The following is a 21,205-nucleotide window of genomic DNA, read 5'->3' on the forward strand; positions in this document are numbered from 1 at the left end:
TTATAGTAAACATCATCTTTTCAAAATAAAAAACAACTATAAATCAACACGTTACCAAATCGTTAGCTGCAAATTAAATTTACAATACGTAAATACGCACTTTTTTCTTTTTTAAGCGTGAATTATTTAAGGTTGAAACCAAGTTGTCTGCCATACTTTTAGGCACCGCAACAAAAGCACAATCTTGTTTTAGCTCAATAGCTCCCAACTGATCTTTATTTAATCCACCTTGTTTAAAAAACAACCCTGCAATATCTCCTTTCGAAATTTTATCTTTTCGTCCACCCGAGATGAATAAAGTCTCCCAAAACTGGGGTTTAAACGGTACTTTTTTAGAAATATCTATCGCCTTATCTTTCTCAATAAATTCAGGTAATTGCTCGTTACTCCCTTTTAAAATATAGGCTGTCCCTTTTGCGTTTACACGTGCTGTTCGTCCGTTTCTATGTGTAAATTCTTCTACAGCGTACGGCAATTCATAATGAATAATAAAATTAAGTTCAGGGATATCTATACCACGAGCGGCTAAGTCGGTTGCCAATAATACTTGACTGGTTCCGTTTCTAAACGTAATTAAAGCCCGTTCGCGATCTTTTTGTTCCATACCTCCTGAAAAGCAAGAATGACTAATCCGTTTTTTCCTTAGCGCTTCACTTACATTTTCTATACTATCTCTTAAATTACAGAATACAATACCTTGTTTATGTCCGATATGCAACAATAAATCTATAAGCGTTTGTTCTTTATCTGGCGTTGGAGACACCACAGTTTTAATGACTAATTTTGAAGGTACTTTAGCATCTAAAAAATCAATAATAACTGGTTGATGTAGATTTACGAAATTCGGAATTTTAACTCCTTGTGTTGCTGAGGTTAACACCCGTTTTTCGATGTTTGGTAATTGCGTTAAGATGCCACGCATTTCTTCTTCAAAACCTTGTTCTAATGATTTATCGAATTCGTCTAAAATAAGATATAAAATTGAATCTCTTGAAAAACGATTCGCACTAAAATGATCTAAAATACGTCCAGGCGTTCCAATAAGAATGGCCGGATTATGTTTTAGTTCTATTTTATCCTTAGACATTGGGCGTCCGCCATAAACGGCATTGACTTTAAATCCGGTGCCCATTTCGCGAACCACTTGTTCTATCTGAATTGCCAATTCGCGTGTTGGCACCACAATTAATGCTTGAATCTCGTCTACTTCGGGATCTAGCATTTTTATAATAGGCAATAAAAAAGCTAATGTTTTCCCCGTTCCTGTTGGCGAAAGTATAATGGTGTTTGTTGCATTTTCAATAGCTAAAAGCGCATCTTCCTGCATCGGGTTTAACGCTTTGATATTTAATTTGTTTAAAATATCTTGTTGTTCTTTTAATATGTTTGCCATTGCAACTATTTATTTTTTTTCTTTTTAGACGGTTCCGATTTTTGATTTGCCGACGTATTTTGAAGTAAATACTGTGCCAAAATTTTATCGACCAATTCGTCTTTTGTTAAGTGATGAAATGTGGTATGTATTTTATTTCTGAAGGTTTCAGAAACATCGCGATTGGGTTTTGTTTTAAATATCTTATTTGCCCAAATCAGTGCATTGTTTTCTTCTATGCTTTCTGCATCGGCTTTCTTTAATTCCGAAAAGCTAATCCCCAATTCATTCTCGAAATCGGCTACATCTTGGACTTCTTCTTCCTGTAATATGGTTAACGATAGCCCCTTTGCTCCTGCTCTAGCTGTACGTCCGCTTCGGTGCACATAGGCATCATAGGTATCAGGTAAATGATAATTTACAACAAAGGCAACATCTTTTACATCAATTCCACGTGCCGCTAAATCGGTGGCAACTAACAAATCGATATACCCTTCACGGAATTGTCCCATAATACGATCACGAATCCCTTGCGTTAAACTTCCATGAATGGCGCCAGAAGAAAATTTATTAATTGCTAAATTCTTTGCTAATTTATTTACTGCGGCTTTTGTTTTACAGAAAATAATACCACGCTGACCTTCTTTTGACTTTAAGAAGTGTAGTAAAACCTCTAATTTCTCTATAGGTTCTACAACAATATATTGATGATCGATCCCCTGATGTCCAACCGTTTCCATATCCGCTTCTACCTGAACCACATGTTTAGACATATAGTTTTGGATGAGTTGCTTTATAGTTCCTGGCATAGTTGCAGTAAACAAAAGCGTACGTCGCGTTTTCGGAATTTCTTTGATAATAAAATCTAAATCTTCTTTAAATGCACTTACCATTTCATCGGCTTCATCTAACACAAAATACGTCAATTGTTTAATGTCAATAGCATTACGCTTTACCAAATCGACTAAACGTCCTGGTGTTGCAATAACAATTTGTGTAGGTGTTTTTAAACGCTCTATTTGAGGTTTTATAGGTATACCGCCACATATAGAAGCGATAGAAATCTCGGGATTATGAGCTACTAAATCTGTTAGATTAGCAAATATTTGTTGGCCTAATTCGCGCGTTGGAGCTAAAACTAGCGCTTGAATATTAGAATTATTAGTGTCTATTAATTGTAATAAAGGCAGTCCGAAAGCGGCTGTTTTACCTGTTCCTGTTTTCGCTAAAGCAACAACATCTTTAGTTTCATTTAAAATTAATGGAATGGTTTTGGTTTGAATATCTGTAGGTACAGTAATCTTTAAATTGGCTAAACTCTGTAATAAAGTTTGTTGTATTCCTAATTCAGAAAAGGATTTTGACATAATGTAATTTTCGGCAAAGATAATGACACTTTTCTCGGGAATACACTCTATTGGCATTTATTCCATTTCGAACAGGTTTTCAGAATATGTAAAAGTAAAATTATATTGTGAATTTAATTTAAGTCTTAAAAATAACTTTGATTCTATAATGAGAATTTTGCGTACTAAAAAGGCCTGTTTATAGGGTTAAACAAGCCTTAAATTTGCTATTAGCTGGACTTTATCCTTAGGGAGGGTATAAAGTTCATGTCTTAAAAAAAATAGTTTGACTAATTTGAATCTATTTTTAATTGCGTTTAGATTACGAATATCAGCATAACTATAATAGTATTTTATAGTTTTCAATGATTGCCACAACCTTTTAAGTGAATGGGTGACACTATTAGGTAAAGTGTTTGTTTTACTGTTGTAAACGCCCCAATATTAGACTTCTATTCATTTTAAAATACTTTAATTTGTATACGCAACCACATTAAGGACATTTTTAGTGGTTAAATTGAAGTTTTAAAGAGACGAAATTAACAATGAATAAATTTAAACGCTTTAGTGCTCAGATCGGGCTATTACTCACCATTTGGCTTATTTTATGGTCTGGACAATTTTGGGCTACGCGTTTTCTATTAGAGAACACTTCTGCTTTTATCGCACAGATTATAGTAATATTATTTCTTATTTTCTTTGCCGCTCCAAAATATTTATTCACCAAAAAATATATGATTTTTATAGGCTTGTCAGTAATAATTTTGATATTAATGACATTAGCGGCATCGTATTTTATGCCACAAATTATGGAGCCTTTGCCACATCCTCGTGGTATGCGTCCTGAAGGCATAAATCCGAGAGATATGCATAAGCCGCCTTCAGAATTTCTTACACAAAGTTTGCTTATTGTGTTGTCTTATATTCTTGCTACCGTTATTGAAGTGGTGTATTACAATCAAAAAAATGAAGAAGCCTTAATTAAAAGTAAAGCGCAAACTTTAAATACAGAACTTAAGTTATTAAAATCTCAAATTAATCCGCATTTCTTATTTAACGCATTAAACAACATTTATGCGTTATCTGGTATAGATACAGAAAAAACGCAAAAAAGTATTAGTTATTTATCAGATATGCTACGCTATGTGTTGTACGAGTGTGAGCAACCATTAGTTTCGCTTCAAAAAGAGATGGATTATATCGATAATTACATTAAATTATTCAGATTAAAAAGTAGCAAAACATATCCCATTAGTACACAATTTAATGTGACTAACCCAAATATTATGTTATCACCTATGCTTTTAATTCCGTTTGTAGAAAATGCCTTTAAACATTCGAATATTGAAAAAATAAAAGATACATTTATAACCATTTATATTGAAACCACACCACAAAGTATACTTTTCAAAGTAGAGAATAGTATCCCTGAAGCACCTATAAACAAAGATGCTATGGGCGGAATTGGTTTAGAAAATGTAAAAAAACGTTTGGCTATATTATATCCGAACACACACGATTTAAAAATAACCACAGTAAATAATACTTTTAGTGTGTCTTTAAAACTAGAACAATATGTTTAAGTGCTTAATCATTGACGACGAAGAATTAGCAAGAGCTTTACTAGAAAGTTATGTAAAAAAACTTGATTTTTTAGAATTACATGGCAGTTATGAGAGTCCGTTAGATGCTATGGTGACTTTGAAAGAGCAAGCTATAGATGTTATATTTTTAGACATACAAATGCCAGATTTAAAAGGAACAGATTTCGCAAAAATGATTCCTGCTGAAACTAAAGTGATTTTTACTACAGCCTATTCTGATTATGCCATTCAAGGCTTTGAACTTGATGCATTAGATTATTTATTGAAACCCATCACCTTCGAGCGTTTTTTAAAAGCAGTAAGCAAACTAAAAGTAACACATACTGAAGTGTCTAAAACAGAATACATCACCATTAAATCGGGTTACGATTTACATAAAATAAAGTTAGAAGACATAGATTATATAGAAAGTGATAGCGAATATGTAGTGTTTTATCTTAACGGACGAAAAATTATGAGTTATCAAACTCTAAAATCTTTAGAAAAAACCTTGCCAACTTCCATGTTTTTAAGAGTTCATCGGTCTTATATTGTAAACAAAGCCAAAGTAACGGGTTTAAAAGGTCGCGATTTACTTTTAAATGAGATTATTATACCCGTTAGCGATTCGTATTACAACACCGTTAAATCAGAGTTGTTTTAAGTCAAACGAAGTTCAAAACATCTTATTGTTTCAAATTCTTTTTAAATCGTGAAAAGATCACAATCTTTTTCTTAGAATTAATAAAATATACACCGGTTAACAATACACCTGCTGCAATTAGAGATTGTGTGCTTATATTTTCGTCTAACACATACCACCCCAACAATAGTGCAATAACGGGATTAACATAAGCCGAAGTTGCTACTTTTTCTGTAGACACTTCTTTTAATAGAAAGTTGAAAGCTGTAAAAGCGACAATGCTTCCAAATAAAATAAGTAAAACCATTGCAATTTGCGCCCTCGAACTCCAGACTAACGGACTGGTCCAAGTTTCTCCTAAAGCTAAACTTCCAAAAAGCAAAAGTGTTCCTGCTGTTAACATTTGATAGCCTGTACTAACAAAAAAGTGAGACGGTAAATTGGCTCTAGACACAAAAATACTAGCAAAACTAATTCCTAAAACACAAGAAAAAATAACGGCTATGCCAATCGTGCTTTCTTTAGTTAAGACTAAAGTATCCTGACTAATTAGCAAGTACATCCCTATTAATCCAAGCCCCACACCCATTAACGATTTTGGTTGTATTTTTTTTCCTTGAAGTATGCGCATTAAAAAAATCACAAATAAAGGTTGTGTGGCCACTATTAAAGCCGCAAAACCACTATCTACATACTTTAACGCCCATACAAAAATCCCATTTCCATAAAACAAAAATAAAAATCCAGCGATTATACAATTAAAAAACTGCGCTTTCGTAATACGTATGGGTAATTTTAAAACCTTAGCTATAATCATAATTAAAGTACCCGCACATAAAAAACGAATGGCCGCTAATAAAAACGGAGCAACTTCAGTCACTACAATTTTATTCATTAAATAGGTCGATCCCCAAATCACATAAATGGCGAAAAACGAAAGAATAATTAAAATGCCTTTGCGAGGTTTACTCATAGTATAAAAAACTTGATATTATAAAAATAGAAAGTAAACAATATTAAGCAATAAAACTAAAAGAGATTCTATGGTCTTTATAAAAAATCACAAACAATTTTAATGTGTTTTAAAAAATTTGAAATGAAAGCATACAAACCATCACTTTAATAAAAAAGGAAGCAAATATTATGCAACCACTCAAAATATAGGCTTGATTTTTGATTAAATTTATAGATTAAATAATTATTATGAATCGGACTGAATACGCATTACAAGAACGCATTAAGGAATTAACCTGTTTGTATGAGGTGTCCTCTATAATAGTGAATGCCAATTACGAACAAATTGAATCTGTGTTCTATGCCATTTCGCACAGTTTAAAAAAAGCGTTTCAATATCCTGAGCATACAGAAATTAGTATAAAGTATGATACCACATATGTAGCAACTGCTAATATAAATACAGATTTACCTAGCATAAAAGTGCCTATAAAACTTTTTAATGTAAAAAACGGTAGCATACAAGCCAAGTATAACTCTAAAGAACTTCTTGAACATCCGTTTTTAAAAGAAGAACAGCAATTACTACAAAGTGTTGCATTAAAGTTAGGAAGTTTATTAGAACGTTTTCAAATTATTAAAAATGAAGCCGCTTTAAAACGCCAAATGGAACATAACGATCGTTTAACCATTTTAGGTGAAATTACAGCCGGTATCGCGCACGAACTAAATACACCTCTTGCCAATATTCTTGGTTTTGCAGAGCTATTAGAATCTAAAATCACTGAGAAAGACGATAAAAACGATTTAGAAAAAATTATACATAGCGCCATGTATTCCAGAGAAGTGGTAAAAAAACTCATGTTTTTTGCATGCGAAATGCCACAAGAAATGACCACTGTCAATATGGTACCCGTTATAAAAGACGCCTTAAGTTTATTATCGCCTACTTTTAAAAAAAATGACGTAAAATATGTCTTAAAAATAGATCAGGAAAACCTTTTACTTAAAGCTGATACCATACAGCTGACTCAAATTATTTTCAATTTAATTTTAAATGCCATTTACTATTCTCAGCCTCAAGATTTGGTCACTATTGAAGCCTCAGAAACCAAGCAAAATATCCGTCTAAAAATAAGTGATCAAGGTCAAGGTGTATCAAACAAAAATTTAAATAAGATATTTCAACCGTTTTTTACTACAAAACCCGTTGGTCAAGGTTCTGGTCTTGGATTAAGCGTAGTACATGGCATTGTATCCAGCCATAAAGGCTCTATTATTGTTAAAAACAATACACCTAAAGGCGCAATATTTATTGTTAACTTACCTAAATACCATTAATTTATGGCTTTCTTAAAAGAAAATGTTTTACTTGTAGATGATGATGTTCATATTCTTGAACTTTTGCAAAGACACCTTCAGGCTTTAGATTATCATACCTTTAAAGCTGTATCTGTTCGCGAAGCTGTCACAATACTAAAAGACACCAAAATAGACGTGTTAATTACAGATTTGAATATGCCCGAAATAGATGGTTTTGAGCTCTTAAAATTTACAGCAGAGCATTATCCGAATATGGGAAAATTAGTGATTACAGGCTTCCCTTCTATTCAAGATTCTTTGACAGTTATACAATCTGGTGTTGTAGAATACTTAACTAAGCCCTTTACAAAACAAGAATTAATTGAGGCTTTGCATAAAACATTAGCTCAAAATACGTCGGCTTCTAAAACCATTAAAAATCACGTAGAAGTAGATGAGCCTTACGGCGATATTATCGGGAAATCTAAAGGCATAAAACATGTTATTCAGCTTATAGAACGTGTAAAAAACAATAAAGCTACCGTTTTTATTTCTGGCGAAAGTGGTACCGGAAAAGAACTTGTAGCCCGTTCTATCCATTATCAAGGGCAATTTTCAAGAGGCCCTTTTATAGCCGTAAACTGTGGTGCTATTCCCGAAAATTTACTGGAAGCCGAACTCTTTGGTTATGTTAAAGGGGCATTTACAGGAGCAGATACCAACCGTAACGGATTCTTTCAGGCAGCAAATGGTGGTACTATATTTTTGGATGAAATAGGCAATGCCTCTTTGGCCGTGCAATCTAGATTATTACGTGTGCTTCAAGAAAAAGAAGTGGTAAAAGTTGGATCTCAAAAGGCTGAAAAAATAGACTTAAGAATTATTACTGCAACAAACAGTAATCTAAAAGAGATGATAAAAAATCAGACTTTTAGAGACGACTTATATTACCGTTTAACAGTTGTAGAAATTTACGTGCCACCATTAAGAGATAGAAAAGAGGATATCGCACATTTAGCTGAAAAATTTCTCTACAAATACGGTTTAGAATATAAAGACAGACTTATAAAAATGGATACCAACGTGCTACCCATTTTAGAACGTTATGCTTGGCCAGGAAACATTAGAGAATTAGAAAACATTTTACAGCGCGCTATTATTTTAAGTGATAAATTAGTAACCGTAGATGCCTTGCCTGAAAGTTTAAAATATAACATTTCATTCTCCGACTCAGATTTTGTACCGCTTAAAGAGATGGAAAAACAATACATTTTAAAAGTGTTACACGCTTGTAATCAAAATAAAACCAAAGCCTCCGAAATTCTTCAAATTAATAGAAAAACACTGCGTGAAAAACTGAAATAAGCCTCATATTATTCCGGGTAGTTTCTACCCTATCGGGTAATTTTGTACCAGTATTAAATTCATACTCAATTCACACATATCTATCCAACCCTTTTAAAAATCAGTGTTTTAAAGGGGTTTCTACTTATAGCGCTTTTTTAAATTTCGGATATGGCACAACACTTGCCTTTTCTTAGATAGAAATAGAAATACAATGCTATGAAAAAACCAAACTATAGTATCTGTGCAGAATGTGTGCACTGTAATGCCTGTGTATTAACCACAGAAAAAGAGAAAGTATCGTCTTGTAGTGAGTTTGAAAGCGCTTTGTTTTTAGACCTAGTGAATAGGCCTAAACAGCAAATAAAATCAACGCATCTACAATATTAATTTCAACCTTAAACATCTTAATATGATTACAAAAGATATACAGTTACCAGTAAAAAAAACAGAGACTGGTATGGTTGCCAATGTGCTAGAACAATTTAATAAAGCCGCTCATCACATTCAATTAAATCCGAATATACAACGCATACTCAATGTTACAAATAATGAAATTATCATTCATTTTCCTGTAAAAATGGATAATGGAGATGTAGAAATATTTACGGGATATCGTGTACAACACAATAATGCATTGGGACCATATAAGGGTGGTTTACGTTATCATGAAACTGTAGATATTGATGCTGCTAAAGCTTTAGCGATGTGGATGACATGGAAAACATCTTTAGCGGGTTTACCTTACGGTGGCGCTAAAGGTGGCATTAAAATTAATCCGAAGTTATATTCTCAATCGGAGTTGGAACGTATTACACGCAGATTTACCTATGCATTGGGCGATAATATTGGTCCAGAACACGATATTCCTGCACCCGATGTAAACACCAACGCACAAACTATGGCATGGATTGCAGATACGTATATGTCGACTAAAAGTCCGTCGGAACGTTCTACATATCAACATGTCGTTACAGGAAAACCTGTGGGTTCAGGAGGTATTGAAGGTCGAGATCGTTCTACGGGTTACGGGGTATTTTTAACCATTAAATTATGGGCAGATAAACGTAATATATCACTAAAAGGACAACGTTTTATTGTGCAAGGTTTTGGTAATGTAGGCTATTGGGCTTCATATTTTATGGATCAAGAAGGCGCTATTTTGGTTGGTGTTCAGGATGCTTTTGCGAGTATCTATCAGCCTAATGGTATTGATGTTAATCAACTTCAATCTTATATTAATCATAATGAAGGTAGCGTGAATGATTTTGCCGATTCTAAAACCATTAAAAAAGAAGATTTCTTTGCGTTAGACTGCGACATTATTATACCAGCCGCTTTGGGTAATCAAATCACAGAAGAAAATGCGTCTCTTATTAAAGCTAAGCTTATTGCTGAAGGTGCAAACGGACCAACTAATGTAAGTGGCGAACGCATTTTATTGGCAAATGGCATTGAAATTATACCTGATATTTTATGTAATTCTGGAGGTGTAATTGGGAGTTATTTTGAATGGTTACAAAACAGAAACGGCGAGCTCTGGCATATGGATGAAGTTTTACTAAAACTAGAAAAAACACTTCAAGATTCGTTTAATAAAGTGTACAATTTCGCTATCGCAGAAGATATAGACATGAGAACGGCAGCTTATTGCATAGCCATTCAGCGCATTGAAAAAGCATATATACAACGTGGAATTTTTCCATAAATAAAAATATAATATGAAGTACGGACAATTAATACTTGAAAAAAAAGAGTATGTGTTTTTAAAACGCATACTCAACCTTACAGGATATTCTAAAGATATAGAAACAAAAAAATCATTACAAAAACTTAATCATGAACTGTTAGAAGCAGCTATTATTGATCATGAAAATATGCCTCTGGATGTCATCCGATTTAATAGCATTGTTACAGTAGAACAAGGCCAATGGCAGAAAACCATACAAATTGTAATTCCTCAGAACAAAGACTTAAAACAGAATAAAATTTCAATATTAACACCTATGGGATCTGCCCTATTTGGATATGCTTTGGGAGATTGCATTACATGGGAATTTCCCAATGGTATTAAAGAATTAAAAATTGTAGCTGTAGAACAGGAATTCAGTTATAACGGTTTAGACATCTTAATTTGAAGCTTATGCATGTACATTATTTAAATATCAGTCGTCAGGACATGCCTAACGATAGTTCACGTGAATTGAATTATTGGATCCGGCATTTGAAAACGATACAAAAAGAACTGAAACATTTGTATTCTGAAACAAAAGCGGCAAAACACACGCTTATTAAAAAGACTATATCAACTCAAGTATCACTTACCCAATCTATTTTAAATGCATTACTAACGTATAAAGAATTTAGAGATTGGATGCATGATGATGATTTGCAAAATGACAACGCTTTTATTTTTGAACACAAAAAACACAAAGACAACTATTTGCAACATGTAAAAAGATATTGCATGTTCAGGTCTAAACTTTTAGCTCACTAAACACATGACACATGCTAACCCCGTAAATACACATATGCATTATAAAGCAGATGAAAATAGACGTTTATTCATTAAAAAAGATATTATTGAAATTTCGTTATGGACGGACGATTTAGAGTATAAAAACACAGAAATTAACAGTTTTAGTATATTAAACAGGCAATTAATTAAATCTGAACGTCTTCAAAACACCATTCAGGATTTTAGACGTAGAAACACGCTTATTATGGGAAATATATGTAAATATGAGCAACATTTACGTCAGGAATTAGAATTTGGTACTATTGAATATGACTTAAACCGTGCTAAACTTCATGAAAAAAGACGTGCAGAATATGTAAACTTGGATAAGGAATATCGTGCTTTAAAAACAGATATTTTTAATCTGTTATCAAAATTTAAACGCGAATAAGTGAGTAACCGCAGACTAAGATTTAGCATCCTGTAAGGCTAATTTCTTAGTCTTTTTATCTTTATATATAATGTTCGCTATTAGCGATACAATGATTAATAATATACCAAATAGTGACCAAAACGGATAAGATTCATTAAAAATAGCAACGCCAAGAATCATGGTAAAAATAACTTCAACATATTTTATAGGCGCAACTTGATTAGTTTGTGCATTCTGAAATGCTTTTGTCATTAACAACTGTCCGAAATACCCAAACACACCTAAAAGTCCTAAAAACAACCACTCTAAACCAACTGGAGTTACCCAACTATTAATGCTAACTAATCCTCCGACAATTGCCGAAATAATCATAAAATAATTCACTACCACAACCGGATGCTCCGATTTCCCTATTTTACTAATTATGATATAAACTAGTCCACTAAATATTGCAGAAACAAGAATCAAAGTCAATCCAAAAGTATCTAAATCAGAATCAAACCCCTTCAATATTACAACACCTAAAAACGCAAACACAAAGAAAATCCATTGTAAAGGAAATATCTTTTCTTTTAAAATTAATACCGCAAAAATGGCTGCGAAAATGGGTGCTAAATAACGTAATGACACTGCTGTACCAATAGGTAAATATTTTGTAGACATAAAGAAAAGCGACATAGATGTTAATCCCACAACTCCTCTTAAAATTAACAACTTATTATTTTTACCGACTAAAGGAATTTTATTTTTTAATAAATATCCGAAAGTAAAAAACAATGACCCTAACGATCTAAAAAAAACAATTTGGAAGGCTCCAATATTATCTAAGTATTTTACAGCGCCGTTCATGCACGCAAAAGCTAGCGTACTTAGTAACATTAATTTTATAGAGTCTTTTAATTGCATTGTGCTTGGACATTTAATTTCGGAACGCATTCAATTCCTAAAATTTGAAGTCGCAAAAATATACATTTATAAGAAGAAACATATCGTATACCTATACGATTTACTTATACTAGTTATTAATAGATCTTATTTCCACCAATGTGTTGAAGATTTGCTGGCCTTATCCAAAATTACAGGCGACCCTATAAGTGGTGTTATAAGTTCAAAAGGCGTTGTTTTAGCGGCTTCAGTTAAGCGTTCTACAGGATCTGTCCATTCGTGCATGGCCAATTTAAATGCTCCCCAATGTATAGGCATTACGCGCTGTGTTTTAATATCTATAGCAGCTTGTGCCGTTTCTTCTGGATACATGTGTATGTCGTGCCACAAAGTATTGTATTGTCCACATTCTATCATAGCAAAATCAAACGGACCGTATGCCTCTCCTATTGCTTTAAAATGAGAGCCATAACCACTATCGCCACTGAAAAATATATTATCGGTTTCAGACTTAATTACCCAAGAGCTCCATAAGGTTTTCGCTTTATCATTAAAACCTCTACCTGAAAAATGTTGAGCAGGTGTACAAACTAATGTTATATCCTGAAACATTATATCTTCCCACCAATCTAGCTCGTTAATTTTATCTTTAGACACACCCCAAGCTTCGAGATGAGTTCCCACACCTAAAGGTGTATAAAACGCTTTCACTTTATCTTTAAGTTTTAAAATACTCCCATAATCTAAATGATCGTAATGATCGTGCGAAATTATTACAGCATCAATAGTGGGTAAATCTGCTATTGCAATTGGCAAATGGCCACTAAACCGTTTAGTTCCTAACCAAGGATGCGGAGCAGGGACATCGCCAAACATCGGGTCTATAAGAATGTTTTTAGATGCTATTTGAAGTAGAAATGCAGAATGACCAAACCAAAACAAACGTGTGGGCCCATTGTAATCTATTAACTCTGAAGGATGAATCGTTTCTATGGCTAACGGATGATTAGGCACGACTCCTTTAGGCGGATTAAAATACCCGACAAGACTTTTCCCCATATCTTTAAGTCCCATATTTAAATCGACTTGTCCGTTGTTTACAAATTTTCCGTTTTGATAATGACTGCTTAATGCATGTTTGCGTTGGTGTTCTGCCGTTTGTTTGCCTCCAAATTCTGGACTTATATTTACAAATACTATTGTAATTACTACAAGTACTAATATAACTATGCCTATTATAATTCCCATTTTTATTAATATACGTTTAATCATGATTTTCAATTAATATAACCGAATAAATATTCGCTTATAACTTAAATTTTTTTAATTTTTTATGGCATCCCAAGCCATTGAAAACACAGTATCTATAGTTTGATCATTTAGCGGTAATGCTTTAGTGTCTATCAGTTTAACGGCTTCAGTAAGAAACGCGCTTAAGAGGCCGGATAAGATGGTATTGTTTAAGTTTTTAATTAAACCTTGCTCCTTGCCTTCATCTAATAAATCTAGAATTAAAGCAGATTTTAAGCTTCTTAAGGACTGAGGAATCTTATCGTAATACGGAGACTGTTTTACCTGATTAATAAAGCTCATTTCCTTTCTATTGTTGATACCAAAGTTGATATAAAATACCCAAATTGCTTTAAATTTCAGTTTAAAAGGTAAATTAGCTTGTAACTGATTTTGATTGGTTTGGGTTATGTTTTGTAAAATTTCTGTGGCAATTGTACTAATTAAATCCTCTTTGCTTTTAAAATATACATAGAGTGTTGATGGAGAAATAGTCACTTTTTTAGCAATGTGTGCCATCTTTACTCCAGCAAAACCTTTGTCGTAAACTATAGCTATAGTTTCGTTAATAATCGCTTCGCGTTTTAATTCGTCTTTCTGTTTCACTTTGCAAATATAATTATATAACCGAATAAATATTCGTTTATAATAAAAAAATTAAACTCGAAATTAACATTCCGAGTTTAACTATAATCGATTAAGGATTAAATCATTTTAAAATCTAACAATAATTCACCTTCAATAGAAGCTTGTAAATGATCACCTTTATGAATTTGTCCAGTTCCGTAAGCAGGTGTTCCTGTAAAAATTAAATCTCCAGGTTCTAGAGTAAAATATTGAGAAACAAATGCAATAATTTCTTCAAAATTATAGATAATTAAACTTGTATTTCCTTCTTGAACAGTGTCTCCATTAATTTTTAAATCGAAATTAATATTTTTTAAATCTGCGAAATTAGAGACTGCTTTTACTGGCGAAATAGGCGCTGCACCATCAAAACCTTTAGCTAAATCCCAAGGCCCTTTACTTTCTCTTACATCGTTTAATACATCTTTAGCTGTATAGTCAATACCAACTGCAATTCCAGAAATATAAGACGCTGCATCTGCTTCGGCTATATTTTTTCCTGTTTTACCAATCTCGACTACTAATTCTACTTCGTATACTAAATTTTCTGTAAATGCAGGATATGCTACATCTTTATTATCTTTAGTTAAACTAGATTCTGGTTTAGAGAAAATAAGTTGTTTTCCACTTTTAGTTGTGGTTTTTAAGTCTTCAGCATTAAGAACATAATTTTTACCAATTGCTAGTACTTTCATGTGTTTGTATATTTAATAATTTGTTTTTTTGTTGTTATAAATCTAATAGGTTGTCGTCTTCGTCTCCAGGTAATTCTAAGGCCTTAACAGATTGTATGGCATTTCCTGCAATCCCTTTGATGGACCCGTACATATCTATAGTGTTGGTAACCACTTTTTCAATTTGTTTTTCGCGTTGTTTCCAAATGCGTTGCATAGAACGTTTTTCGCTATCTAAATCAGATTTCATTTGTGTAAAGCCTTCTACTATAGCTTCTATTTGCATTCTAAACGTTGTACTGGTTAAATAATCGTAAAGCAGATCCATTTTATCGCCTTTATTATCTTGAGCAACCATAGCACGATTGAGTTGAATTATAGATTCACGAAGCACGGCACATAAACCTTTAAACTCGTCGTAATTACAAATCCAAATACCATCTTTTAGTCCCAAACGGTCCATGTCTGACGGCATAACTTCGGTTACTAAAACGCCAATATTTGCGCCTCGATCGCGAATATCTGCTTTAAATTTTTCTATCCAACTGGGCTGAAAATCTTTAGTACGTTTACTTTCGTAATAGATAGAACCGCAGTTTTGATCGGTTCTGGTGTGTACAATCTGAATACAATCGCCTCCACGAGCTCCTTTTTTAATCTCTTCAATAGTATCTAAAGGAAACTTAGCAGCCAACCATTCTTCTATTGCCAATTCTTGTGCTTCACCTTGCAGTTGCATAGATCCTTGCTCCTGCTTCCGCTTCATTTCTTCAGTAAGTTTTTTTTGCGCTTCAAGTTGCATTTGCATTTCTTTAAAACGCAACTCGTTTTTATCTTCTTCTAGTTTTCTGATTTTTTCTTTTTCGGCAACTAAGGTTTCATTTAACTGTTTTTGCGCATCAGCTTCTGCTTGTGCTTTCAATTCACCTTTTTCACGTTTTAACTTTTCAATTTCAGCTTTAGAGCGGTTTAATTCTTTTACCTGCTCAGACTTTTCATTTAATTCGGTTTGTAACGCTTTAAATTGATCGGATTGCTCTTCGATAATTTTATGCTTAATTCTTATTTCAATCTGACGTTTTTCTTCTTTTAAAGCCGTTTCTAAACGATTTTGAAACAATTCATTTTCCTTTTTCTTCTTCTCTTCAAAAGCAGCACGTTCTTTACTAAGTTGTTCCTGACTAGCATCGTATCGTTTTTTTTCATGTGCTAATTGTGCCTGATACTTCTGCTTAATTTCATCTTCTAATTGATGCGATAATATATCTTGTACATCGATGGTCGTACCACAATTGGGACATTTTATTTGTGATTCTTGTTTCATGTATACGTTTATATTATGGAGTCTTTTCTTTTAATACGTCTGTAAACCAAAACTTCATTTTTTTGATTTAAAAACATTGTAAATATAATTAAATTATAACGTTTTAATTGTAGAGTCTGAAGCTGATTTTTGAACAATTATCCACAATAAATATCTAGAAGGTACCCAAACTGATGCGCTGAATTAGTTTTAAAATTCTTTATTAATTGAAGTTTTTAATGTTTAAAATTAATAACGGTACATTAGAATGATTGCTAATGGATTTACTGTAAGACTGATTTAAAATACGTTTTAAAAAATCCTGTTCTTTAGCTATCACACAAAGCATATCAAGTTTTCTGCTTTCTACAAATGCATGCACACCAGAAGAGACTCCGATGTCTGTAAGCGTGAAGAAATCTGATTGTAACGGGTTTAAAATTGAGTTTAAAACCTCTAAAGCCTCGTGTTGTTTTGCTGTTAATTGTTTATCACGATCCATTATATGTAATATAGAAACCTTAGACTTATTAGCTGTTGCTACACGTAAAAGCGGATCTAATCCATGTGTTGTAAAGGTGAGATCTAAATCTGTAGATAAACCAATCTCTCTTATAGTTACATAGTTTTTTTGTTTAGGTACTGCTATTATCGGACAATTAATTACACCAATTAAAGACGCGGTATTGCTTCCTAAAGTCATCTCTTTAAATGTACTAGCTCCTTTTGTACCCATAACAATACAATCTATATGTAATGTTTTTACAACATCTATAACTGCAGTCGCAAACATCTCGTATTTAGATAAACTAGTAAACGTATGTTTCGGATTGTTAAATTTATCATGAATGGCTTGCATGACATCTTCTAAACCAGCTTTACTATTTTCTACTTGTGCATGGTAAATGGCTTCTCTTGCTTTAGCCGATGTAATTCCTGTATATGGTCCAGATGCAGGCTGATTATACACATTAAAGACATGAAAAGTACACTCCTGATCTGTGTATAAATTTAGAGCATACTCAATTGCATTCCATGCATTTTTAGAAAAATCTGTGGGTAAAAGTATATGTTTCATGATGCAAAAAATTAGGATTTAATGTTGTAATAAAAACGCTTTAAAAAAAGGCAGTAATTGTAAAACTACCACCTTTTATTACATTATATTTTAACGCATTACAGAGTTAATCGATTAGAAATTCTTAACGTTTAAAATTAATAAGGGCACGTTAGATTTACTACTAATGGTTTTACTGTAAGACTGATTTAAGATGCGTTTTAAAAAGTCTTGCTCTTGAGCGATAACACATAACAAATCTAAATTTCTACTTTGCACAAAAGCACGCACACCTGTAATTACTCCAATATCTGTAAGTGTAAAATAGCTAGTCGCATGATCTTTGAGTACCGTTTTTAAAATTTGAGCTTTGTCTTCTTGCTGGGACGTTAATTTTTTAACCCGATCCATAATATGAAATACCGAAATTAAAGATTCATTAGCCTTTGCTAAATCCATAAGCGGTTGTAAACCTTTAGTTGTAAACTCAATATCATAATCTGTAGAAATACCAATTTCTTTAATTCTTTTAAATTGAGTGTGTTTCGGAATTGCAATAATCGGACAATTAACCATCCCAATTAATCCGGCAGTATTGCTACCAACGGTAATTTCTTTAATGGCACCAGCTCCTTTAGTTCCCATAACAATACAATCTATATTAAAGTCTGCGACCATTTTTTTAATCGCTTCTGGAAACGTTTTATAAATAGAGACACATTTAAATGTATGGTTTGTATTAGAATATGTGCTCTTAATTTTGTCCAAAACGTCTCGTAATCCCTGTTTACTATATTCAACTTGGGCATTATAAATAGATTCTTTTGCCATAGCAGAAGTCACGCCCATATAAGACCTTGAATCTGGCTGATCAAAAGAGTGAATAATATAAAATTTACATGTTTCGTCTTTTAAAAGCTGTAACGCGTATTCCACTGCATTCCATGCATTTTCAGAAAAATCTGTAGGTAAAAGTATGTTTTTCATAATATTTAAATTCTATATTAAAAATAATGAATTTTCATAAGTAAAACAATGATTTCAAACATATATTAATTGACTATTTTTGAAAATAAAATACGGAATATAAAATCTAATTTATTTTAAAGGATTTTTAATATAACTTGCAATTCTGTCACCGTAGATACACCAAAAATTAGCAGAATACTTATTACATGATACAAAATATACTTATTGTTGAAGATGAATATAACGTCGCTACTTTTGTTAAGAAGGGGCTAGAAGAAGTGGGATATAACGCTTTTATTGCGTACGATAGTGAAACTTGTTTTGAACTCATCCTTCAAGAAAACATCGATTTAATTTTGTTAGATGTTATACTACCAGGTATGAATGGTTTTGATATTGCTGCTAAAATTAAAGACTTGGGTTTTGCATCTACCCCTATAATATTTTTATCGGCTTTAGGAAGCACAGATAATATTGTAAAAGGCTTAGATACTGGTGCAGACGATTATTTAACTAAACCCTTTAAATTTAAAGAACTCTTAGCCAGAATTAGAGCCGTTGCACGCCGCAAAAATATTAAAACACCTAACAAGGCAATACTAAAAATAGCCGATTTAGAATTGAATAACGATACTAAAATTGTAAAAAGAAATGCTATTGAAATAAAATTGACTTCTACAGAATTTCGCTTACTAGAATATCTTTTAAAAAATAAAAACAAAGTCTTATCGCGTATCGATATATTAGAACATGTTTGGGATATTAATTTTAATATGGGTACCAATGTGGTAGATGTATATGTTAACTATTTACGAAATAAAATTGATAAAAAATTCACACCAAAACTTATTCAAACCGTTGTAGGAATGGGCTATATTTTGAAAGATGCTGTAGATGAAAATTAAAAATAAAATCACCTTTATATTTGTCATTCTAGTCGCAACCATGCAGCTGGTTATCTTTACTGTAATTTACCTTTTTGCTGTAGATTATACAACAAGCGCGTTTTTTGATAAATTAAAAAAGAGAACTATAATAGCAGAACAATCTTATTTTGAAAAAGACACGCTTAATGTCGAAATCTACGAAGATTTAAGACGCAAACATTTACAAACACTTCCTGAAGAGCAAGAGTTTATTTTTCCTATAAATACCGAATTAAAAGCCATTAGCGAAGAACTTAAAATCGCTCTTCCCGAAACATTTTACAGCAGTTTAATCACTAATAATTATGCAGAAGCTAAAGTTGGTAAAACATTCTTATCCGGAATTAATTATAACGATCACACGGCTAATTACCTTATAATTTTAACCGCTCAAGATCATGATGGTGTAAACGAATTATCTAATTTAAGAACCCTACTCTTCTTTTTATTTTTACTGAATATCATAGTATTGTTATTACTTGGGCGCTTTTTTGCCAAGCGTACACTAAACCCTTTAACTCAAATTATAGAAAAAGTTAATACCATTAGAGTCACAAATTTACATGAGCGTTTACAAACCACGCATAACCGAGATGAACTTAGTCAGCTTGCTAGTACATTTAACGATATGCTAGACCGTTTAGAAACTTCGTTCGACATACAAAGTAACTTTATAAACAATGCCTCTCACGAGTTAAAGAATCCGTTAACAGCCATTTTAGGGCAGACAGAAATTGCGTTGTTAAAGGAACGATCTCCTGAGGAATATATTAAAGTTTTGGAAGGTGTAGAAACAGAAGCGCTTCGCTTAGACGCCCTAATAAATAGTCTTTTAAAGTTCGCACAAACAGAAAATGATGAAAAAGGCTTACTAATTTCTCCTATGCGTTTAGACGAATTGATACTAGAAGTTAAAGGCAACATCGACTTAATAAACCCAGAAAATAAAATTGAAATCGATTTTAACGATTTTCCAGAAAACCCAGATTTATTGGTTGTAGAAGGGAATTACGGCTTAATAAATATTGCCTTAAATAATATATTAGACAATGCTTCAAAATTTTCAGAAAACAAAAAAGTTATTGTGAAAATTGTAGCCAATAATTCGGTTATAAAAATTGTAGTTACAGATCAGGGCGTGGGTATTCCTGCAGACGAGATTAAAAATATTTATCAGCCTTTTTATAGAGCTGCAAATGTTAGAAACGTAAAAGGGTACGGTTTTGGCTTACCGCTTACCTATAAAATTATGAAGTTACACAGCGGCACCATAGAAGTGTTTTCTGAACATAAAAAGGGAACCATAGTCACCGTAATATTTCCTAATAAACACCAGAGAACTTCTATTTCTAAATAAAAAAACAATCCATCAGTAAGTGTTTTTCTTCAAAAATACAACACACATAACTGGTTTTTAGGTGATTAAAAAATATACAAAATTCTAATCTCATTCTAATCTCGTTCTTAGACGACTCTAATACGGTAATATTATGTTTGTCTTAATTAAATTTAGAATGCATGAAAACAGTCCTTATTCCAACTGATTTTAGCGAGAAATCTTTACAGCTCATTAAAAACGCTGTATTACACTATCCTGAAGAATCTATACATCTTGTATTAGCTATTGGCTATAAAATGCCATTAATAAGTACTTTAAGCAAGTCTAAACTGGTTTCAAACTTACCTAATGATGCATTTAAAACTAGACTTTCTGAATTACGATTAGAACATGGCAGTAAGATTACCGATGTAAAAATTGAAATGTACACCGGAGAATCTAATGAAGCATTTAAGTCCTTTTTAAAAGTAAATCATATTGACGATGCTATAATTCCGAAAATGGGATTACATCAATTTCCTAATAAAAAATGTTTCGGACTTTGTACTTTAATACGTGCGTATTCACCACAAGTATCTAGTGTAGATTATCAAGCTGGAGACGATAATGAAACTATGCGGTCACCAATTTTCAACTTAAAATATCAATTCAATTTTAATAAATAAACAAACTGATAATAATTAAAAATTTAATAAAATAA

At 32.5% G+C, this 21,205-nt stretch carries 22 protein-coding genes; 12 read left to right on the forward strand and 10 right to left on the reverse strand.

What is annotated here, in order from left to right; genetic code table 11:
- Nucleotides 1-79: 79 nt before the first annotated feature.
- Both AST99_RS11710 and AST99_RS11715 read right to left on the reverse strand, forming a co-directional pair.
- Nucleotides 80-1,393: a DEAD/DEAH box helicase gene (locus AST99_RS11710; RefSeq protein ID WP_057782020.1), complete on the reverse strand. Its 1,314-nt coding sequence runs from the start codon at nt 1,391-1,393 to the stop codon at nt 80-82.
- Nucleotides 1,394-1,398: 5 nt separating this feature from the next.
- The gene (locus AST99_RS11715) at nt 1,399-2,739 is read right to left on the reverse strand and encodes a DEAD/DEAH box helicase (RefSeq protein WP_057782106.1); all 1,341 of its coding nucleotides are present in this window, start codon (nt 2,737-2,739) and stop codon (nt 1,399-1,401) included.
- A 524-nt stretch (nt 2,740-3,263) separates the two neighbouring features.
- Between AST99_RS11715 and AST99_RS11720 the strand changes: the two genes are divergently transcribed.
- Both AST99_RS11720 and AST99_RS11725 read left to right on the forward strand, forming a co-directional pair.
- Complete coding sequence (locus AST99_RS11720) at nt 3,264-4,301, forward strand: sensor histidine kinase (RefSeq protein WP_057782021.1); 1,038 nt, start codon at nt 3,264-3,266, stop codon at nt 4,299-4,301.
- Nucleotides 4,294-4,965, forward strand: coding sequence for a LytR/AlgR family response regulator transcription factor (locus AST99_RS11725; RefSeq protein ID WP_057782022.1), 672 nt, complete (start codon nt 4,294-4,296; stop codon nt 4,963-4,965). The genes AST99_RS11720 and AST99_RS11725 overlap by 8 nt, the downstream gene beginning before the upstream one ends.
- 22 nt (nt 4,966-4,987) lie before the next feature.
- Here AST99_RS11725 and AST99_RS11730 read toward each other — a convergent pair whose 3' ends face one another.
- Nucleotides 4,988-5,917, reverse strand: coding sequence for an EamA family transporter (locus tag AST99_RS11730; RefSeq protein WP_057782023.1), 930 nt, complete (start codon nt 5,915-5,917; stop codon nt 4,988-4,990).
- A gap of 230 nt (nt 5,918-6,147) precedes the next feature.
- Here AST99_RS11730 and AST99_RS11735 point away from each other — a divergent pair, with 230 nt between their 5' ends.
- The 7 genes from AST99_RS11735 (at nt 6,148) to AST99_RS11760 (ending at nt 11,453) form a co-directional block, all read left to right on the forward strand.
- Entirely contained in the window at nt 6,148-7,239 is a 1,092-nt protein-coding gene (locus AST99_RS11735; RefSeq protein WP_057782024.1) for a sensor histidine kinase, read from the forward strand.
- A gap of 3 nt (nt 7,240-7,242) precedes the next feature.
- Nucleotides 7,243-8,565, forward strand: coding sequence for a sigma-54-dependent transcriptional regulator (locus AST99_RS11740; RefSeq protein ID WP_057782025.1), 1,323 nt, complete (start codon nt 7,243-7,245; stop codon nt 8,563-8,565).
- A 198-nt stretch (nt 8,566-8,763) separates the two neighbouring features.
- Entirely contained in the window at nt 8,764-8,934 is a 171-nt protein-coding gene (locus AST99_RS18615; RefSeq protein ID WP_157486374.1) for a hypothetical protein, read from the forward strand.
- Nucleotides 8,935-8,956: 22 nt separating this feature from the next.
- Nucleotides 8,957-10,252 carry a Glu/Leu/Phe/Val family dehydrogenase gene (locus AST99_RS11745; protein ID WP_057782026.1) on the forward strand — a complete coding sequence of 432 codons (1,296 nt, stop codon included), beginning with the start codon at nt 8,957-8,959 and terminating at the stop codon, nt 10,250-10,252.
- 13 nt (nt 10,253-10,265) lie between these two features.
- Nucleotides 10,266-10,682, forward strand: a complete 417-nt coding sequence (locus AST99_RS11750; RefSeq protein WP_057782027.1) for a GreA/GreB family elongation factor — start codon at nt 10,266-10,268, stop codon at nt 10,680-10,682.
- Nucleotides 10,683-10,687: 5 nt separating this feature from the next.
- Complete coding sequence (locus AST99_RS11755; RefSeq protein ID WP_057782028.1) at nt 10,688-11,041, forward strand: hypothetical protein; 354 nt, start codon at nt 10,688-10,690, stop codon at nt 11,039-11,041.
- A gap of 4 nt (nt 11,042-11,045) precedes the next feature.
- A complete protein-coding gene (locus tag AST99_RS11760; RefSeq protein WP_057782029.1) occupies nt 11,046-11,453 on the forward strand; it encodes a hypothetical protein in 408 nt (135 codons plus the stop codon).
- Nucleotides 11,454-11,468: 15 nt separating this feature from the next.
- Here AST99_RS11760 and AST99_RS11765 read toward each other — a convergent pair whose 3' ends face one another.
- From AST99_RS11765 to AST99_RS11795, 7 genes are all read right to left on the reverse strand, one after another.
- The gene (locus tag AST99_RS11765) at nt 11,469-12,341 is read right to left on the reverse strand and encodes a DMT family transporter (protein WP_057782107.1); all 873 of its coding nucleotides are present in this window, start codon (nt 12,339-12,341) and stop codon (nt 11,469-11,471) included.
- Nucleotides 12,342-12,467: 126 nt separating this feature from the next.
- Nucleotides 12,468-13,592 (reverse strand): MBL fold metallo-hydrolase, encoded by a 1,125-nt coding sequence (locus tag AST99_RS11770; protein ID WP_083495674.1) that lies wholly within the window; start codon nt 13,590-13,592, stop codon nt 12,468-12,470.
- A 51-nt stretch (nt 13,593-13,643) separates the two neighbouring features.
- Nucleotides 13,644-14,216, reverse strand: coding sequence for a TetR/AcrR family transcriptional regulator (locus AST99_RS11775; RefSeq protein WP_057782030.1), 573 nt, complete (start codon nt 14,214-14,216; stop codon nt 13,644-13,646).
- Nucleotides 14,217-14,314: 98 nt separating this feature from the next.
- Entirely contained in the window at nt 14,315-14,932 is a 618-nt protein-coding gene (locus tag AST99_RS11780; RefSeq protein ID WP_057782031.1) for a fumarylacetoacetate hydrolase family protein, read from the reverse strand.
- Between the two features lie 34 nt (nt 14,933-14,966).
- Nucleotides 14,967-16,235: a DUF2130 domain-containing protein gene (locus tag AST99_RS11785; RefSeq protein ID WP_057782032.1), complete on the reverse strand. Its 1,269-nt coding sequence runs from the start codon at nt 16,233-16,235 to the stop codon at nt 14,967-14,969.
- A gap of 202 nt (nt 16,236-16,437) precedes the next feature.
- Nucleotides 16,438-17,292 (reverse strand): universal stress protein, encoded by an 855-nt coding sequence (locus tag AST99_RS11790; protein WP_057782033.1) that lies wholly within the window; start codon nt 17,290-17,292, stop codon nt 16,438-16,440.
- A gap of 114 nt (nt 17,293-17,406) precedes the next feature.
- Nucleotides 17,407-18,258 carry a universal stress protein gene (locus AST99_RS11795; protein WP_057782034.1) on the reverse strand — a complete coding sequence of 284 codons (852 nt, stop codon included), beginning with the start codon at nt 18,256-18,258 and terminating at the stop codon, nt 17,407-17,409.
- Between the two features lie 188 nt (nt 18,259-18,446).
- On the opposite strand from AST99_RS11795, the gene AST99_RS11800 reads away from it, so the two are divergent.
- The 3 genes from AST99_RS11800 to AST99_RS11810 all read left to right on the forward strand — a co-directional run bounded on the left by AST99_RS11800 (nt 18,447) and on the right by AST99_RS11810 (nt 21,170).
- Nucleotides 18,447-19,145: a response regulator transcription factor gene (locus AST99_RS11800; RefSeq protein WP_057782035.1), complete on the forward strand. Its 699-nt coding sequence runs from the start codon at nt 18,447-18,449 to the stop codon at nt 19,143-19,145.
- Nucleotides 19,135-20,523: a sensor histidine kinase gene (locus AST99_RS11805; RefSeq protein ID WP_057782036.1), complete on the forward strand. Its 1,389-nt coding sequence runs from the start codon at nt 19,135-19,137 to the stop codon at nt 20,521-20,523. Before AST99_RS11800 ends, AST99_RS11805 begins: the two co-directional genes overlap by 11 nt.
- Before the next feature lie 161 nt (nt 20,524-20,684).
- Nucleotides 20,685-21,170 (forward strand): hypothetical protein, encoded by a 486-nt coding sequence (locus AST99_RS11810; RefSeq protein WP_057782037.1) that lies wholly within the window; start codon nt 20,685-20,687, stop codon nt 21,168-21,170.
- Nucleotides 21,171-21,205 lie beyond the last annotated feature (35 nt).

Source organism: Formosa algae (assembly GCF_001439665.1).
GTDB classification, from domain to species: Bacteria; Bacteroidota; Bacteroidia; order Flavobacteriales; family Flavobacteriaceae; genus Formosa; species Formosa algae.

What these genes read in the sequence shown, in the direction of transcription:
- AST99_RS11760 (WP_057782029.1), top strand. Translation starts at nt 11,046, where the DNA reads ATGACACATGCTAACCCCGTAAATACACATATGCATTATAAAGCAGAT.
- AST99_RS11805 (WP_057782036.1), top strand. Translation starts at nt 19,135, where the DNA reads ATGAAAATTAAAAATAAAATCACCTTTATATTTGTCATTCTAGTCGCA.
- AST99_RS11730 (WP_057782023.1), bottom strand. Translation starts at nt 5,917, where the DNA reads ATGAGTAAACCTCGCAAAGGCATTTTAATTATTCTTTCGTTTTTCGCC.
- AST99_RS11795 (WP_057782034.1), bottom strand. Translation starts at nt 18,258, where the DNA reads ATGAAAAACATACTTTTACCTACAGATTTTTCTGAAAATGCATGGAAT.
- AST99_RS11735 (WP_057782024.1), top strand. Translation starts at nt 6,148, where the DNA reads ATGAATCGGACTGAATACGCATTACAAGAACGCATTAAGGAATTAACC.
- AST99_RS11800 (WP_057782035.1), top strand. Translation starts at nt 18,447, where the DNA reads ATGATACAAAATATACTTATTGTTGAAGATGAATATAACGTCGCTACT.
- AST99_RS11810 (WP_057782037.1), top strand. Translation starts at nt 20,685, where the DNA reads ATGAAAACAGTCCTTATTCCAACTGATTTTAGCGAGAAATCTTTACAG.
- AST99_RS11765 (WP_057782107.1), bottom strand. Translation starts at nt 12,341, where the DNA reads ATGCAATTAAAAGACTCTATAAAATTAATGTTACTAAGTACGCTAGCT.
- AST99_RS11720 (WP_057782021.1), top strand. Translation starts at nt 3,264, where the DNA reads ATGAATAAATTTAAACGCTTTAGTGCTCAGATCGGGCTATTACTCACC.
- AST99_RS11785 (WP_057782032.1), bottom strand. Translation starts at nt 16,235, where the DNA reads ATGAAACAAGAATCACAAATAAAATGTCCCAATTGTGGTACGACCATC.
- AST99_RS11750 (WP_057782027.1), top strand. Translation starts at nt 10,266, where the DNA reads ATGAAGTACGGACAATTAATACTTGAAAAAAAAGAGTATGTGTTTTTA.
- AST99_RS11755 (WP_057782028.1), top strand. Translation starts at nt 10,688, where the DNA reads ATGCATGTACATTATTTAAATATCAGTCGTCAGGACATGCCTAACGAT.
- AST99_RS18615 (WP_157486374.1), top strand. Translation starts at nt 8,764, where the DNA reads ATGAAAAAACCAAACTATAGTATCTGTGCAGAATGTGTGCACTGTAAT.
- AST99_RS11745 (WP_057782026.1), top strand. Translation starts at nt 8,957, where the DNA reads ATGATTACAAAAGATATACAGTTACCAGTAAAAAAAACAGAGACTGGT.
- AST99_RS11710 (WP_057782020.1), bottom strand. Translation starts at nt 1,393, where the DNA reads ATGGCAAACATATTAAAAGAACAACAAGATATTTTAAACAAATTAAAT.
- AST99_RS11715 (WP_057782106.1), bottom strand. Translation starts at nt 2,739, where the DNA reads ATGTCAAAATCCTTTTCTGAATTAGGAATACAACAAACTTTATTACAG.
- AST99_RS11770 (WP_083495674.1), bottom strand. Translation starts at nt 13,592, where the DNA reads ATGATTAAACGTATATTAATAAAAATGGGAATTATAATAGGCATAGTT.
- AST99_RS11740 (WP_057782025.1), top strand. Translation starts at nt 7,243, where the DNA reads ATGGCTTTCTTAAAAGAAAATGTTTTACTTGTAGATGATGATGTTCAT.
- AST99_RS11790 (WP_057782033.1), bottom strand. Translation starts at nt 17,292, where the DNA reads ATGAAACATATACTTTTACCCACAGATTTTTCTAAAAATGCATGGAAT.
- AST99_RS11780 (WP_057782031.1), bottom strand. Translation starts at nt 14,932, where the DNA reads ATGAAAGTACTAGCAATTGGTAAAAATTATGTTCTTAATGCTGAAGAC.
- AST99_RS11725 (WP_057782022.1), top strand. Translation starts at nt 4,294, where the DNA reads ATGTTTAAGTGCTTAATCATTGACGACGAAGAATTAGCAAGAGCTTTA.